The following is a 16,486-nucleotide window of genomic DNA, read 5'->3' on the forward strand; positions in this document are numbered from 1 at the left end:
TTATCCATGGAAAAGTTAACGATACAAGAAGAAGAAGCAATGTTGTACATTTGGGAACTGGGCAGTTGCTTCGTAAAAGACATTGTTGCCAAATACCCCAAACCGGCGCCTCCCTACACAACAGTAGCATCTATTGTGAAAAACCTGGAGCGCAAGCAGTATATCCGTGCCGCACGTGTAGGCAACACCTACCAGTATACTCCGCTTATACGCGAAAGCGAATACAAACGTACCTTTATGAGCGGTTTTGTGCGCAACTACTTTGAAAATTCTTATAAGGAAATGGTTTCGTTCTTCGCCAAAGACCAGAAGATTTCGGCCAATGACCTGAAAGACATTATAGATATGATAGAGAAAGGAAAGGAGTAAACATGTTAGCCTATTTTCTGAAAGTGAACGTAGCGATAGTACTGTTTTATGCATTCTATCGGCTATTCTTCTACAAAGACACGTTTTTCGGCTGGCGCAGAACCGCACTGCTCTGTTTCTTTGCCGTTTCCGCCGCCGTACCTTTGCTGAACATACAAACGTGGATTACGGAGCAGGAACCGATGGTAGCCATGGCAGACCTCTATGCCAGCGTTGTACTGCCGGAACTCACAGTAGGCACCGAAGCGGCTCCGACCGACTGGAAAAGCATCCTTTCAGAATATGCCAATATCGCCTATTGGGGAATAGCGGCATTGCTGATGATACGCCTCGTCGTGCAACTGGCAGGCATCATTCGCCTGGCATGCCGATGCCGCAAGATACAAATAGGCAACACAAGTATACATCTGCTTCCCAAGGCAGACGGGCCTTTCTCTTTTTTCCACTGGATTTTTATCCATCCGTCCTCGCATACGGAAGAGGAGTTCAACGAAATATTGACCCATGAGCAGACACACGCCCGGCAATGGCACTCCATTGATGTCATCATCAGTGAACTGGTGTGCATTTTCTGCTGGTACAATCCCTTTGCCTGGCTCATGAAACGGGAAATCCGTACCAATCTGGAATATATGGCCGACGCCCGCGTATTGGAAAACGGCTATGACTCCAAAACCTACCAGTACCATTTGTTAGGATTGTCACATCAAAAGGCTGCAGCAAATATCTATAACAGTTTCAATGTTTTACCTCTAAAAAAACGCATCAAGATGATGAACAAAAAGAGAACAAAAGAAATAGGAAGAACCAAATATTTGATGTTCCTTCCTTTAGCGGCCTTACTTATGATTGTCAGCAATATCGAAACCGTGGCACGGACTTCCGAGATATGGATGCCCACCCTAACGGCAATAGAAGAGCTGCCCCTCAGTATTATAAATCTTGAACAGAAAGGCGAAACGACCTTCCACGTCACCATAATAGACAAGCAAGGGAAAGTTGTGCCGAACGTAAAAATCCAAACCACGCTGGCGGGAAAGCAACTGAACTTCAAGACCGGAGGAGATGGAAAGACCGACATCACCTTAGACATGAACGGACTGAAACATGCCACGATGTATGCCACCTCCCAAACCGGGAACAACTTCATTTTTGTTCTCTCTCAAGGAGAAACCACACGCACCATCAACATGGATGAGCATCAGTACACCCCACCTACACTCGCCCCCGATGCGAATGGTATTTTCGAGGTAGTAGAACACATGCCCGAATTCCCCGACGGAGGAATGTCAGCACTGATGGAATATTTGAAAAAGAACATCAAGTATCCGGAAGCAGCCATGAAGAAAGGTACACAAGGGCGGGTAACCGTACAATTCGTGGTGGAAAAAGACGGTAGCATCGCCAATGCGAAAGTGCTTCGTGGTGTTGACCCTGAGTTGGACAAAGAAGCCGTGCGCGTAGTCAGTGTCATGCCCAAATGGAAACCCGGTACACAAAAAGGAGAAGCCGTACGAGTAAAATATACAGTTCCCGTGATGTTCCGTCTGACAGAAGACAATACACAAGTTAAGTATGCTCCCATTGAAAACAAGATAGATGAAATGGTAGTAGTGGGTTACGCTCCCGAAGAGACAACCTACCCGGAGGAAGTAACCGTTTTCGAAGTCGTAGAAAAAATGCCGGAATATCCCGGCGGCATGTCTGCAATGATGGCATTCATCAGTAAAAACATCAAATATCCGGTAGCTGCACAAAAAGCTAAGATTCAGGGAAGAGTGGTCATACAGTTTATAGTGGATAAAGAAGGGAACATCATATGCCCCAGAGTAATCCGTGGTGCCGACCCACTGCTGGACGCTGAAGCAATCCGTCTGACTACCATCATGCCCAAGTGGAAGCCCGGCATGCAAAGAGGACAAGCTGTAAACGTAAAATATACAGTCCCCATCATGTTCCGTCTGCAAGAACCGGAGAAAAACCCTGCTGTCCAGAATGCCACTGTTACTCCAACTAAATAAACTAATTTTCTCTCTAAACAAGTTTAAATGAAAAAGGAGCAGTTACCCGGCGACGGGCAATTGCTCCTTTTTCATAAGGAAAATATCCATGTTTATTTATGCACTTCCACAATCCGTGTCGGCGCCATTTCCATATTTCTGCGGTCTACCTGACGGACTACGGCAGCAGCCAGTTGCAGGAACGCACGCCCGGTCACTGTATTCTCATCCAAAGCAACCGGAGTGCCCTTATCACCACTCTCACAGATGCTCTGTACAATAGGTATCTGCCCCAGCAACGGTACATTCATCTCTTCCGCCAACCTCTTGGCTCCTTCTTTACCGAAAATATAGTATTTATTCTCCGGCAGTTCGGCAGGTGTAAACCAAGCCATATTCTCTACCAAACCGAGGATAGGCACATTCACTTTGTCATTGGTGAACATATTGATGCCTTTGCGTGCATCTGCCAGTGCCACAGCCTGCGGTGTGCTGACAACGATAGCCCCCGTCAGCGCCAAGGTCTGCACCACGGTCAAGTGAATGTCACTCGTTCCGGGAGGAAGGTCAATAAGGAAATAATCCAGTTCTCCCCAGTCGGCATCACCAATCAGTTGCTTTAAAGCATTGCTTGCCATGCCTCCACGCCACAAGGTGGCCTGATCGGGGTCGACAAAGAAACCGATGGAAAGCAGCTTGATGCCATACTTCTCTATCGGAACAATTAAATCACGTCCACCAATGTTCTCCGCCACAGGACGGGCATCTTCCACTTGGAACATCTTAGGAACGGAAGGCCCGAAAATATCTGCATCCAGCAGCCCTACCTTGTAACCCAACTTTGCCAAAGATACAGCAAGGTTGGCAGCAACCGTAGACTTGCCCACACCACCTTTTCCGGAAGACACTCCGATAACATTCTTCACTTGAGGCAAAAGTTTGCCTACTTCCGGTCGCGCCGCCTGGCGGCTCTCTGTGGTAATCACAACCTCCACTTCGGGAGAGACATATGTGTGTATAGCTGTCTCGGCAGCTTTCACCATCGACTTCATGAAAGGATCGGTCGGTTTCTCAAACGTCAGCGAGAAGCTGACCTTCATCCCGTCAATTCGCATATTATCGGCTACCATCTCTGCCTCGACAAGGTTCTTTCCGGTGCCGGGATAACGCACTGTTGCCAATGCATCAAGGATTAATTTTGGATATAATGCCATTGCATTTACTATTTGACAATTTACTATTTACTATTTTTATGCGAATCAGTGGCTTAAACTACTACTGATTCGCATCACTTGCTGGTTTGCAGTCCGCTACGCTTGCTACGGTTATAACTGCGGTACTCATCCAGTTCTATCTCCACATCCGGCTCCTGCAACTCGCCTGCTTGCGGAAGATGGAACTTGATGTACTTGATATTCAAACCACGATCCAGCCATTGTTGTTCATAATAGGTCTTGATGCTGAGTATCTCATCAGCCATGCCGGAGTGGTACAAGTCTTCCGTCATCACATCCACCGGCAGCCGGTTTCTTTCAATCATGTACCGGGTATAGGTAAACATGAAGTTGCTGTCCGTCTTCAGATGGACTATGCCGTCATTCTTCAGGAACTTGCGGTAGCGCTCCATGAAATAAGTGGAAGTAAGCCTTTTGGTCGCCTTCTTCATCTGCGGGTCCGAGAAAGTGAGCCAGATTTCACTCACTTCATCCGAAGCAAAAAAACGGTCGATGATTTCGATATTCGTACGCAGAAAGGCCACATTCTTCATTTCCGATTGCAGCGACTCGGTAGCTCCCGTCCACATACGGGCTCCCTTTATATCCACTCCGATGAAGTTCTTGTCGGGAAACATGCGTCCCAATCCGACAGTATATTCTCCCCTACCACAGCCCAGTTCCAGGACAATAGGATGGTCGTTCTTGAAAAATTGCCCGTGCCAGTTCCCTTTCATGTCAAACGGTACATCATCTACCGCAGAATACGGATATTCGAAAACATGCGGATAACTCGCCATATCAGCAAACTTCTCTAACTTGTTTTTTCCCATAATTACTTGGTCCTATATATATATGCTATGCCCCGAAAACAGAAGTGCACACAGATGACACAGATTAGACAGATTTTCACAGATTATTTTTTTTCTCTTTATCTGTGGTCATCCGTTTAATCTGTGTCATCTGTGTGCCATCTTGGTTTCGGGAAACTTTCACGACACAAGAGAATCTCTAATTATTCAACGATAGTCACCCAGCCATGAGTATCCGGCTCATCGCCATACTGGATAGCACGCAGCTTGTTGTAGAGCTTCGTACATACCGGTCCTGGTTTTCCATCTTTGGAAATAACGTATGACTTACCGTTCTCTACGTCGTCAATACGTTCGATGGGGCTGATAACGGCAGCCGTACCGCAGGCACCCGCTTCCTCGAAAGTCAGCAACTCTTCTTCAGGAACCGGACGACGCTCTACCTTCATACCCATGTCCTCTGCCAACTGCATCAGGCTCTTGTTGGTGATGGAGGGCAGGATGGAAGTGGATTTCGGAGTGATATACGTATTGTCCTTGATGCCGAAGAAGTTGGCAGCACCACACTCGTCCATGTATTTCTTTTCTTTGGCATCCAGATAGAACTCGCAGGCATAACCCAAATCGTGCGCTTTCTTATTGGCACGCAAGCTGGCTGCATAGTTACCACCTACCTTATAAGTACCGGTACCCAACGGTGCAGCACGGTCGAATTCGCGGATAATGACATACGGATTGGTTGAGAATCCACCCTTAAAGTAAGGACCTACCGGGGTCACGAACACCACAAACAGATATTCGCTGGCAGGATGCACACCTACTTGTGCACCGGTACCCACCAGCAACGGACGAATATACAGAGAAGCACCCGATTCATAAGGCGGAATGAAACGCTCGTTCAGCTTCACCACCTTCAAAATGGCTTCTTTGAAACGCTCCGTAGAAAGCTCCGGCATCAAGATACCCCGGCAGGTGGACTGCAGACGCGCCGCATTCTCTTCCAAACGGAAGATGCGCACCTTACCGTCTTTACCACGAAAAGCTTTCAAACCTTCAAATGCTTCCTGACCGTAGTGCAAACAAGTGGCAGCCATGTGCATAGGAATGGTTTCCTCACTGCAAACTTCCAGTTCACCCCATTGTTCGTTACGATAATAAATTCTCACATTGTAATCTGTCTTCATATATCCGAACGGCAGATTAGCCCAATCAAGTTCTTTCATATCTCAAAGTATTAGTTACTGCATTACGTACAATTTGCAACAAAAATAGCTTTTATTCTTCAGATTCTCGCTTCTCCGACAGTAATTTTTCAATTTCCTTGTCGGCTTTGGTCAATTTATCGCTGCAAAATGCTATAATTCCGTTTGCCTCCTTTATCTTTTCGGCAAGTACATCTATCTCCAGTTCGTTGTTGTCTATCTGGCTGACAATTTTCTCCAAACGCGCCATGGCTTCGGAGTAGGTTTCTTTTTTCTTTGTTGCTGGCATAATTGAAATTTAATTAATCTTTGTACTTCTCAAGCCGTTTGTCAGAATTCCCGTCTTTGGGCGATGCATTCTCCCACTTCATTTCCTTGGACGTCAGTTTCAGAATATGATATTGTTCGGTATAATGTTCCTCTTTATCATACAACATAATCAATTTTTTATCAAGACTTATGATATAAGTACCACGAAGAGGAACTCCGTTAGATGACGGGCTTCCGGTATAAACTTCATAGGTCTTGTCTGCATTAAACGTGTAGCTGGTCACAAAATCGTCCGGCAGGACTGGTTCTTTCACAATCCACTTACCTACCAGTTGAGAAACTTCGACCTTATCATCCTCATCCGTACATGAAATAAAACTAAATGCCATGACCATCAGCATCAGCATACGAAACAAATTTTGTGCTTTCATATTAATTCATTTTAAATGATTTAAGTAATATTGATAAAATGCAAAATACAGCAAAACACTGCATGAATGTGACTTAAATATGTACAGTTGAGATCACCTTACCATTTTGCAGGCAAGTCATTATCTCGTCATTCGCTTGCAGCTCATCTGCATTTTTCACAACTTTCCCATCTTTCAACGTAATGCTGTAACCACGGGCAAGCAGCTTTTCTGGTGAAGCATCTGCCAAGCGCTGCTGCAACAATTCCAGACGGTGGCGATAGCGGGACAAATAGGAAGTGACAGCTTGCACTACATCTTTCCGCGCAGTCAGTAAAGCTATTTTTGCATCGGATATGCAACGGTATGAAGCAGAAGGAATCCAGTTCTTGCAGACAGACAACTTGCGCTGTTCCTGCTGCAACAGATTCTTGACCCCCTCATGCAAGCGGGAAACAAGCATTTCCAGTTCATCGGCGGCATTGTTCATGAGGTCTATCAAGAACTCGGCGGCGGCCGTAGGGGTCTTTACACGGGTATGTACCACAGAATCCAGCACCGTGTCGTCCCGCTCGTGACCGATACCCGTTATGATAGGTAACGGAAACTGTGCACAAGCAGCAGCAAGCAGATAGGTATCGAAACCGGACAAGTCGGACGTGGCGCCTCCACCGCGAATAATGACAACCACATCAAACTCGGACAAGCGTGCATTCACCCGGTCGAGAGCAGAAAGGACAGACTCCTCCACACGGTCACCCTGCATCAAGGCAGGAAACAGCTCCGTATAAAAGTAGAACCCCCGGGAATTGTTTCCCAGCTGATGACAGAAGTCACCATAGCCCGCCGCCGTCGGTGAGGATATGACGGCAATACGTTGCGGCAGGCGAGGCATCTCGAGTTCCTTATTGAGGGTGAGCACCCCCTCTTCCTCGAGCTGTTTCAGTATCTCCCTGCGGCGGCGTGCCATATCGCCTAAGGTATAGGTAGGGTCTATGTCCTGCACTGTAAGGCTGTAGCCATAAAGCTCATGGAAGTTGACAGTGACCTGCACCAGCACTTTGATGCCCGAAACAAACGCCTGCCCCGTGGCTTCCTCAAAATAGGGCTTCAGCAGGCGGAACACATTTGCCCAGATTGTTCCTCTCGCCTTAGCTATCAAGCTGTTGCTGCGAGGGTCTTTCTGCACAAATTCCAGATAGCAATGCCCCGTACTGTTGGTACGCACATCGCTCAACTCCGCCTGCACCCAAAACTCATCGGGGAGACACTGCTCCAGACTGCGACGCACAAGGGCATTCAACTCATGTAAAGACAAGGCTTCCATATTGCTATCATTCAACCAGTTACAACTTTATAAGATTTTATCCGTAATAAAGTGGCACTTTATCCGCAGTAAAGTAATGCTTTATCCGCAGTAAAGTAACACTTTATCCGTGATAAAGTGACAATACACTATTGGCAAACCAACAGAAGTTCCCGCTATTTGTTTCTTTCGGGCTGATAATCCTGATACGCCTTCCACATATCGGGCACGCCATAACCGTAGATGTTATCGGGAAAATCGGCACGGTCACCGGAACGGCGCACCAATTCTATCACTTCTTTTGCCGTAAGTTCGGGGCAAGCCTGCCACAAGCAGGCCACCATGCCGCACATAATGGGTGAGGCAAAAGAGGTACCGTTCGCCCTTCCCTGGTTGCCGTCCGTGCGTATCACGTCGGCACCCAGCCCGACAGCTACAATATCCGGCTTTATCCGATGGTCTGCCGTATTCCCTACAGACGAGAAAGGAGCCAGAACAGCCTCCTTGTCGACAGCGCCCACCGTCAACACATTCTCGGCATCGCCCGGAGGCGTAATCTTCTTCCAAGAACCGGCGCCCGAATTTCCGGCACTGCATACCAATACCATGCCCTTATCGGCTATGCGCGATGCCTGACGTGACATCAGCGCATGGTGCCCATCCAGATTGCGGAGCTTATAATTCTTGGATTTATCATCGAAAGCGTAATATCCCAATGAAGTATTGAGTACATCCACTCCCACGCTATCGGCATATTCCACAGCCGCAGCCCAGTAGTCCTGCTCTACCAGATGCTCGGAGTATTCGTCTTCGCTGCGCAGCAACCAGAAAGAAGCTTCGGGAGCCGTACCGGTCATGACACCGGGACGGTTCATGGCGATGCACGAGAGCACCGCCATGCCGTGGCTGCTTTCGGCAAATATATCCGATTGGGGATTCACAAAATCCTTCGTACCCAGGATGCGGATATTCTGCATGGCGGTTATCTTGTCGGCATTGTGGAAACCCGCGTCGATAACGGCAATCGTCATTCCTTGTCCCTTGAAGCCTTCTTCGTGCAGCTTATCGCCATTGCTCAGCCGTATCTGGTCGACAGCCAGTCCATAAATGCTGTCGGGATGCACGCTCGGGCGGTTTATCAGAGAGTCGCGTCCTGTCGCCATGAACGGCCCGTCACCTCCGGGAGCTATCCATACCTTTTCCGTCTCCCGGACAAAAGGCAGGGCGGCAATGCGCTCCACCAATGCAGAGTCGTTGCAGGACACCGTAACAAAATTCTCCCACTTGCCGGTAACGACAATCTTCACGCCTTGCCTGCGAATCTCATCCACATACTTACGGCATACCGGAAGGTCTGTCGAGTCTATCGGAAGGTTCTGCTTCAGGCGACGCTCAATCGCCTTTTCAGAGAGGAACGCTTCCGGATGTTCCAGCGAATACGTGGTGGCAGCCTTGTCCTTCAGGCTGATGCGATACTTCAAAGTGTCTTGCCGGGCCGATGCACCACCTACAGCAGCCAAGATGAAAAGTAGAAGGAAAAAGAGTTTTCTCATATATCTGTGTTTTTATTATTTTCTGCAATATACATCCCGATGCCCCGTTGGGAAGCGATGAATGAGCCGCCAACCACACGCCGGCCAACGTAGAACACGGCAGACTGTCCCGGAGCAATGGCAGAAGCCTCCGACAAGAAGCGCACCAGCAGACGCCCGTCCTCCAGGCGCTTCACGGTGCAAGGGATGGGTTTGCTGCGGTAGCGGATGCGCACGGTAAGCTCTTCACTGCCAAAGAATTCCGCCTCATCAATCAGTTTTTCCTCTTCGGCAAGCATGTATCCGGCTTTCAACTGCTCCGCATCGCCCAGCATCACGGTGTTCTTCTGCGGATTGATTTTCAGCACGTAGGCGGGTTTGCCCAAAGCAATCTCCAGCCCCTTCCTCTGCCCGATGGTGTAGTAAGGGAATCCTTTGTGCCCGCCCAGCTTGACGCCTTCCGAATTGACAAACCATCCCGGCCCCACCTCGCTGTCTATCTCCGGGGAGTGCTCGCGCAAGAAGTCGCGGTAGTCGCCCTTGATGAAGCAGACTTCCATGCTTTCCCCTTCTTCCGCCTTAAGCGTATATCCTTTATCACGAAGATACTCGCGAACCTGCATCTTGGTGAAGGCTCCCAACGGGAAGATACATCGCTTCAACACCTCCTGCCCCAGTCGCCAAAGGAAATAGGACTGGTCTTTCTTATCATCATCCCCGGCAACAATGTAAACCTTCCCGTTCCGTTCCTCCAGACGGGTGTAGTGTCCGGTAGCAATGAATGCACATCCCAGCCTGTCGGCCCACTCCGTCAGGATACGGAACTTGAATAACGGGTTGCACATCACACAAGGATTGGGAGTACGCCCCCGACGATATTCATCGATAAAGTTTTGAACGATAATCTGCCGGAAAGCCTCACGCTCATCTGCCACATGGTGCTCGATTCCCATACTGTCGGCAAGGTTGCGGGCTTCCGTCGGTTCGTCTCCCCACACCCACATGGTAAGGCCGACTATCTCATAGCCCTGTTCCCTCAACATCAGGCAAGTGGCGGTACTGTCTATACCTCCGCTCATTCCCACTAATACTCGCTTTTCGGATTTGTTCATATTCTGCCATTCATTCATACAGTTTGCAAAAATACACGTTTTCAAGCAGAATACACAGCTTTTCAGCTAAAGAGAGAGTATTTTCATCCTCCACCGCCTTCACCTTCTTCCTCAATCTTTCTATTCATCGGCTTTTCCGGTAAGACCTCTTTCCTTCGCACTACCGCACCTCATAGGTGTTCCGGTATTTTCTTATCAATTACGCATCTGTCTTTGATTATACCTCCTTTCCTCTTAGCATAACCATTTATGAATCAACAGATAATCAGAGCAAAAAAATGTATCCATTTTGCACTGATGCTACACCCCTACTACAGTGAGGTTAGCAGCAGGCAATTGACAGCTCCCGAGCCTTCAACGGGAAAGCGAACGCAAGGAGCTTACCCGATAATCCACTTACTGCCCGGTATCAACGAGATGAGCTTGGTTACCACGAAACAACTGATAAATGTACATACCGCTATTACCGGAATGGCAGCCACAGTGGGCAATCCCAATGTAGACTTAAACACCGACACCCACAAGCCAAGCCAGAAAATGTGCATAAGGAACATGCCGTAGCTGAGTTTAGACATTTCGGCAATGATGCGCGGAGGCTGCGGAATGCTGATACAGCCGAACAACAAAAATGTGCCTGCCGTCAACGCCACGCAATTAAGGGTGCAGAAAGCCCATCCCACCTCAATGACCGGCGTAGAATGAACCACTCCCGGAACAGCCTGGACATAGAACGACCATATGGTAGCCGCCGCGCCGACCAGCATAAGCAGGAAACCGACCCGCAGACGCAAGGAGCGCCCCCAAGTAAGATGCACGCGGATATAATGTGCCAGCACAAGGTAGCCCAAATAACCCGAAAAATACCATAACATGTGATATTCGTTCCAGAAACACTGTCCCCATACCTCACCAAACCAACGGTTGAGGAAAGGTATACAAGTAGAAATCAGAAACAGTCCGATGAAGAAACGTTCTTCTTTGGCCGAAACCTTCTCCAGCCACGGTGAGATGACCGGGATGAACAGATAAAGACCTATCAACGGATACATGAACCAGAAGTGCCCGGCAAGCGCAGGAAAGTTCAGCCAGATACGTGAAAGGTCGTTCAGAGATTGTTCGCCGTCCATCTGTCCCCACAACATGGGCAACGTGCTATACAGCACCATGAAAAAGACGAACGGCGGCATGATGCGCAGGAAACGTTTGCGATAAAACTGCCAACAGCTCTGCCCTTTCTTCATCGGTGCAAGCAGGTAAGCCGAAACAATCATGAACAGAGGCACAGACATACGGGAGAAGCCATCGTAAACTGATACCCACAACCTATCGGCCTCATTCTGAAGGAAAGACTGCGGTCCTGCCATGTCCGTAGAGCCGGCGGCTCCATAAAAATTCTCGCTGGCATGGACCAACATGACCAAGAAGCACGCAAATACGCGCACATAATCCAAAAAAGCAATTCGTTTCATTTTATTTTAAGTTTTCTATTTATGCAAATCAAGAGTTAAAAGTGTTAGTGCTTCACTCCTATTCGCATCATTCATCAATTTATTCTCTTGTATTCGGGAACGCAGATATCCTTAACCGCGCAGCTCCCATAGGGATGAGTGTGATTTCTTCTTTATCGCCTCTCGCTGCATCCTCTTCGGGCAACACGCCACACAACCCGGTTTCATCTATTTTCCATTCGGGAACCAACCGGCCGACAGCCTTCACCTCCAAAGGTACATTGGCCACTGTAAAAGGGTAGTCGTCGGCTGGCCATGATTTACGGATTACCTCGAAGTGCTTCAAAGGTTCTGTCTTGTCCAACACCAGCGAATAATTCCACGGGCTGCCGGGATATATCTCAGTAGTAGGCCATTTTTGAGGGTCAGCATCTTTCTGCCATTTAGAATCACCGATAGCCGTTTCGCGGCTGTCTTTCTCTACATATTTCTCTGCAATCTTAAGAGATAGGGTGAGAGGGCCGTAATCCACACTTACGCTATTCTTATTGACCTGCCAGGTGCGCATGGACAAAGACATCGGAAACGTCAATTCCACACAGTCCCCATCCGACCACTCGCGATGGATGCAGAGATACTTTCCTGCCACGGGAACCACATCCACTTCCTCACCATTCACGCGCACTTTCGCCTTTTGAGTCCACGAAGGAATCCGGAAATAGAACGGGAAGGTGACTTTTCCCTCGGTAGAGACAGAAAAACGGATGTCTTCCTCAAAAGGATAATTCGTCTCTTCGTACAAAGTGATTTCCTTTCCATCAGCTACTTTCACCACAGCCTTGCAAGCTGCATAAAGAGCCGTTGCCACTCCATTGTCGGGAGTTGCCAAAACCAGATGTTCGGCAAAGTAGGGCCAGCCTTGTGTATGATTGTGCTGGCAGCAACGACTGCTGAAAGGATTCATCGAAAGAAACGGTCCGCGGTTGTCGATACCCGGATGATGATTCTTGGAATCACTGACGACATGGTTCGGGCAAGTGATATAACGCAGCGCTTTAAAGTCCGGCATCACGGCAACCGGATAAGAGTTAAATGCCACTTCTTCGCAATGCTCAGCCCACAAGGGGTCGCCCGTCATGCGAAGCATAATTTCATCGGAAGCCATCTGTTCAACCAGCCCACAAGTTTCCACCCCCTGGCGGGGGTCGATATATCCCAAACGGGCATTCTCATCTGCCCCGAACATGCCGCCGGGCACCTGCCCGAAAGTACGACGAATCAGCCTATGGACATTATAAGAGGCGTTCAGCATAGCAGAATCACCGGTCTGCATATAATAAGTGGCAGGCTCACGGAAACATTGGGCAATGTTTACGTTGTGCCAGTTGGGCAAAGAGGTCGACTGAGTCCAGTCGGCAGTGTTGCGATGAATCTTTTCGGCCAATTCGAGCAAAAAAACATCTCCCGTATGACTGTAAAGCCAGTAGATGCTGATGATGTTATCACCTCCACGACTGTTCTCCCAATAGTCTTCCAGAAGTCGGTCGTCGGGAACCGTCATCTGCCATTTAAAGTAGTTTGTCATCAGGTCTATGACACGCTGGTCTTGAGAATACTCGTAATAAGATTGCAGGCACCAAAGCATAATCATCTGTACCCAAAGTTCGCGTTTCCCATTGCGTTCGTTGACCGGGCCGAAATAACCGTCCGGCTGGCGACTGGCAAATACGCCTTCAATCCAGTATTTGGTTTCTTCTATCATCTTCGGATCATTCAGAATATATGCCAAACTGCTATACCCTTTGAGCCAATAGGGAACTTCCTCCCAACCATGATCCCCACCGGTCGTAAGCCAGGCATTGTTATCCTTTTCCAACCAAGCGCTGATTTCCCCTAAATGTCCGGTTAGGCCATCGCGCTGCAACTCCAAAAATTTCCTTACCCAACCCTCGGGGCGGATGCTGCCTACCGGCAATTTTATAAAGTTCAACGGACGAAGCGGGGCACGGTAACCCATATAATTGACATTGACAGCATGTGTATCCGGCCGGTCCACCACCGTCACCGTACCGGCAGAAGAGGCAGAAGTACAAGCCGTAACCGAAACTGTCAATGCCACGAAAAGGAGGGCAGCCACCCATGTATATAAGTTCTTCATATTATATCTTAATCAATGTTATTCAATAAATCCACCTTCCCCTCATTAACCAACTTCAATATCAACTCACCGAAAAGGGTGTTCTGCCAGGCAAACCAAGGGCGGGTGAAGTTGGCTGCATCATCCTTATGGAACGATTCGTGCATAAAGCCAGTACCGGCATCCGTATCCATCAGCATCTTGATGCAAGTTTTGATTTCGGCATCATCCCGGCTTGTGAAGGCTTTCATCATAATGCTCATGGGCCACACCATGTCATAGCCGATATGCGGTCCGCCGATACCCTCGCCGGCTTTGCCGCTGAAGAAATAGGGATTGCTGTCGCTCCACACAAAACGGCGGGTATTCTGATAAATGGGGTCATTGACATCTACATCTCCCAAATAGGGCATGGCAAGCAAGCTGGGCACATTGGCATCGTCCATCAGCAGATGATTGCCGAAACCATCAACCTCGAAAGCATAAATGGTACCGAATTCAGGATGGTTGTAGGTTGCATAGCGTTTCAAAGCCATCTCCACCTCATCGGCTAAGGCACGGCAGTCGGCAGCCAGGGCAGTCTCCTTGTTCACTGTTTCCAGAATCTCGGCAGCCTTGCGCAAGGAAGTGACGGCAAAGAAGTTGGAAGGCACAAGGAACTGAAGCGTTGTGGCATCGTCCGACGGGCGGAAGCAGGACACGATGAGTCCCACCGGACGGACAGGAGCACCCAGACCGTCATTGTTCAGCGTATCGAGCGCACGCTCCGTCTTGCGTTGAAATTTGTAGGGACCGACACCCTCTTTACGCTGCTGTTGACAAAAAGTAGTATAAATATTGCGGATAGCTTCCAGCCATTCAGCACCGAAAACCGAAGTGTCACCCGTCACCTGCCAATAGTGATAAGCCAACCGCAAGGGATAACAAAGCGAGTCGATTTCCCATTTGCGTTCATGCAGTTCGGGCTTCATGTCAGTAAGGTCACTCATCCAATGCCCATCGGGCAGTGCACCATCGTTGTAAGCATTCGCATATGGGTCGATATTGATACACTTGAACTGGCGTAGAATAACACCGGCCAGCATCTCTTTCAGTTTCGGGTCGTTGTTGGCAAGCTGCACATATGGCCATACTTGCGCCCCTGAGTCACGCAACCACATAGCATGGATGTCACCCGTATATACAAAAGTATCAGGCTTTCCATCGCTACCCTTGCGGAAGTGCACAGTAGTATCCAGCGTATTGGGAAAACAGTTGGCAAACATCCAGGAAAGCTTGCGGTTCTTCAAAAGTTTCTGTACACGGGCAATCTCTTTCTCCACGGCAGTGGAACGGAAAAGTCGTTGTTTCTCTTTAGGACGATTAGAGGAATAGTTTCCGGCAGATGCCGTATTATCCTGCACGGCCACAAAACCCGCATCGGCAAGAAGGCAGCTACCATTGGCAGCCTGAACCATCCCGGCAGCCGCAGCCAGAACAAGACTGAAACAAATCTTTTTGGTATTAAGACTCATATTTCTTCTATATAAATTTGAATTGAAAATTGCTATTAGTCAAGTGGGGTTTGGGTAGCTTTCACTCCCTCGAAAGTCATGCGCACCGGCTTTATCTTTCCTTTTTTGTCAAAGTACATCCGGTCAATGCAGGTGGCACGACTGTTTGCAGCCGTTTCTCCCAACGGACGACGGTGGTAAATGATGTACCATTCGTCCTTACCTTTCCCACGCACCACCGAATGATGTCCGGCACCGGTAGCTACATCGGCATCCTGCTGAAGAATGATTCCCTCGCGACGGAACGGTCCGAAGGGAGAGTCGGCAATGGCATAGGCCACACGGTAGTCGGGGCTTCCCCAACCGCCTTCCGACCACATGAAGTAATACTTTCCGTTACGTTTCAACATGAAAGGACCTTCTACATAGTCCTGAGGGGTCACTTCTTTATAGACTGTGCCATCATCAAAAGGAACGACACCAAGTAAATCGGGAGACAGTTTCACGATGTTGCAATGCCCCCATCCGCCATAGTACATATAGTAAGTGCCATCGTCATCACGGAACACAAACTGGTCAATGGGCTGTGCACCATTCACAATTTTATCAATCAGGGGCTTGCCCAGCACATCTTTGAAAGGACCTGCCGGATTGTCTGCCACAGCCACACCGATACCGCCAATCTCAGAGTTGTTCTGTATATCGTTCCCTCCGAAGAAAAGATAATAGCGGTCATTGGCCTCGATAACAGCCGGCGCCCACAAAGCACGGCGCAACCATGGGATATTTTCCTTTGAAAGCACGCGTGGATGTTTGGTCCAATGCACCAAGTCGGGCGAAGAATAGGCATCCATAAAAGTCTGTTCATCATAAGGAGCGGAATATGTAGGATAAATCCAGAACTTCCCGTCCAGCACTACTCCCTCAGGGTCGGCATACCAACCGGGAAAAATCGGATTGCCGCTACGTTTCTTTTGAACTTCTTCACCAGATTGCGCATAAAGAGATGAAGAGGCACAAAACAATGCCAAGCAGTAAACAGTAAGTTTCTTAAGTTTCATGGTAAATAGGGTTTTCAAACAGTGATTCATCGTAAAAGAGAGAGGGTGTGTCAAAACGTTTTTCAGCGATTACTCCGTCAGACATCCGGCACACCCTCATCATTGATTGCTATGGTTTTG

14 protein-coding genes are annotated in these 16,486 nt (G+C 48.6%); 2 read left to right on the top strand and 12 right to left on the bottom strand.

Annotation, left to right across the window (positions count from 1 at the left end; all coding sequences use genetic code 11):
• Window positions 1-6 precede the first annotated feature (6 nt).
• Together DW800_RS08460 and DW800_RS08465 are read left to right on the top strand one after the other, a co-directional pair.
• Window positions 7-369 (top strand): BlaI/MecI/CopY family transcriptional regulator, encoded by a 363-nt coding sequence (locus DW800_RS08460; RefSeq protein WP_005829755.1) that lies wholly within the window; start codon window positions 7-9, stop codon window positions 367-369.
• A gap of 2 nt (window positions 370-371) precedes the next feature.
• The gene (locus DW800_RS08465) at window positions 372-2,390 is read left to right on the top strand and encodes a M56 family metallopeptidase (protein WP_117703920.1); all 2,019 of its coding nucleotides are present in this window, start codon (window positions 372-374) and stop codon (window positions 2,388-2,390) included.
• Between the two features lie 92 nt (window positions 2,391-2,482).
• Here DW800_RS08465 and DW800_RS08470 read toward each other — a convergent pair whose 3' ends face one another.
• The 12 genes from DW800_RS08470 to DW800_RS08525 form a co-directional block, all read right to left on the bottom strand.
• Entirely contained in the window at window positions 2,483-3,583 is a 1,101-nt protein-coding gene (locus tag DW800_RS08470) for an Mrp/NBP35 family ATP-binding protein (protein WP_016273135.1), read from the bottom strand.
• Between the two features lie 74 nt (window positions 3,584-3,657).
• A complete protein-coding gene (gene trmB / locus DW800_RS08475; protein ID WP_016273136.1) occupies window positions 3,658-4,416 on the bottom strand; it encodes a tRNA (guanosine(46)-N7)-methyltransferase TrmB in 759 nt (252 codons plus the stop codon).
• A 182-nt stretch (window positions 4,417-4,598) separates the two neighbouring features.
• The gene (locus DW800_RS08480; protein ID WP_016273137.1) at window positions 4,599-5,618 is read right to left on the bottom strand and encodes a branched-chain amino acid aminotransferase; all 1,020 of its coding nucleotides are present in this window, start codon (window positions 5,616-5,618) and stop codon (window positions 4,599-4,601) included.
• Between the two features lie 52 nt (window positions 5,619-5,670).
• The gene (xseB, locus tag DW800_RS08485; protein ID WP_044468264.1) at window positions 5,671-5,886 is read right to left on the bottom strand and encodes an exodeoxyribonuclease VII small subunit; all 216 of its coding nucleotides are present in this window, start codon (window positions 5,884-5,886) and stop codon (window positions 5,671-5,673) included.
• A gap of 13 nt (window positions 5,887-5,899) precedes the next feature.
• Entirely contained in the window at window positions 5,900-6,298 is a 399-nt protein-coding gene (locus tag DW800_RS08490) for a lipocalin family protein (RefSeq protein WP_044468265.1), read from the bottom strand.
• A gap of 73 nt (window positions 6,299-6,371) precedes the next feature.
• Complete coding sequence (gene xseA, locus DW800_RS08495; RefSeq protein ID WP_057281565.1) at window positions 6,372-7,604, bottom strand: exodeoxyribonuclease VII large subunit; 1,233 nt, start codon at window positions 7,602-7,604, stop codon at window positions 6,372-6,374.
• A 155-nt stretch (window positions 7,605-7,759) separates the two neighbouring features.
• Window positions 7,760-9,136, bottom strand: coding sequence for a S8 family peptidase (locus DW800_RS08500; protein WP_005833416.1), 1,377 nt, complete (start codon window positions 9,134-9,136; stop codon window positions 7,760-7,762).
• Window positions 9,133-10,227 (bottom strand): tRNA 2-thiouridine(34) synthase MnmA, encoded by a 1,095-nt coding sequence (gene mnmA, locus DW800_RS08505; protein ID WP_119957983.1) that lies wholly within the window; start codon window positions 10,225-10,227, stop codon window positions 9,133-9,135. The genes DW800_RS08500 and mnmA overlap by 4 nt, the downstream gene beginning before the upstream one ends.
• A gap of 380 nt (window positions 10,228-10,607) precedes the next feature.
• Window positions 10,608-11,696 (bottom strand): acyltransferase, encoded by a 1,089-nt coding sequence (locus DW800_RS08510; protein ID WP_087331524.1) that lies wholly within the window; start codon window positions 11,694-11,696, stop codon window positions 10,608-10,610.
• A gap of 79 nt (window positions 11,697-11,775) precedes the next feature.
• Window positions 11,776-13,833, bottom strand: coding sequence for a beta-L-arabinofuranosidase domain-containing protein (locus tag DW800_RS08515; RefSeq protein ID WP_119957968.1), 2,058 nt, complete (start codon window positions 13,831-13,833; stop codon window positions 11,776-11,778).
• An 8-nt stretch (window positions 13,834-13,841) separates the two neighbouring features.
• Entirely contained in the window at window positions 13,842-15,326 is a 1,485-nt protein-coding gene (locus DW800_RS08520) for a glycoside hydrolase family 125 protein (RefSeq protein ID WP_057281561.1), read from the bottom strand.
• A gap of 35 nt (window positions 15,327-15,361) precedes the next feature.
• Window positions 15,362-16,366: a glycoside hydrolase family 43 protein gene (locus DW800_RS08525; RefSeq protein WP_044467585.1), complete on the bottom strand. Its 1,005-nt coding sequence runs from the start codon at window positions 16,364-16,366 to the stop codon at window positions 15,362-15,364.
• Window positions 16,367-16,486: the final 120 nt, after the last annotated feature.

Source organism: Bacteroides sp. AM32-11AC, from assembly GCF_003603515.1.
GTDB classification, from domain to species: domain Bacteria; phylum Bacteroidota; class Bacteroidia; order Bacteroidales; family Bacteroidaceae; genus Bacteroides; species Bacteroides uniformis.